This is a genomic window from Pseudomonas sp. No.21 (assembly GCF_054558415.1).
Map to the genome: position 1 here is coordinate 1 of NZ_BAAJNO010000046.1, position 449 is coordinate 449.

A 449-nucleotide genomic window follows, 5' to 3' on the forward strand; every position below is an offset into this window, starting at 1 on the left:
GCCGTCGTTGTCGAAGCGGCCGCCGATGGCGAAGGTGCTGGTGCCGGTGCTGCCGAGGGCGCGCAACTTGCCGCCGGCGTTGCTGGCGGAGCCGAGGTCGAGGGCGAGCGTCTTGCTGGCTTCGATCAGGCCGCCGTCGTTGGCCAGCTTGCCGGTCAGCTTGAGGTTGGCGCTGTCGCCGCCAACAGTGCCGCCCTGGTTGCGCAGGCTGTCGGCATCGACCTTGAGCGCCTGTTTGGCCAGGAGTTGGCCGCCGTCGTTGATGACCTCGCCGCGCTTGATGCCGAGGTCGCCCTGGGTGGCGACGATCTGGCCCTGGCCGTTGTCCAGGCGGGTGCTGCTGGTGAGTTCGACGCTGTCGCCCTGGATGCGACCCTGGCCGTTGCCGAGGCTGTCGACGGTGGCCGTGAGGGCACCGCCCTGGGCGTTGAGGCGGCCCTGCTGGTTGC

1 protein-coding gene is annotated in these 449 nt (G+C 70.4%); it reads right to left on the reverse strand.

Annotation, left to right across the window (positions count from 1 at the left end):
• On the reverse strand, positions 1 to 449 hold a 449-nt coding region (locus ACYJSS_RS30690), incomplete at both ends, for a hypothetical protein (RefSeq protein ID WP_459481281.1).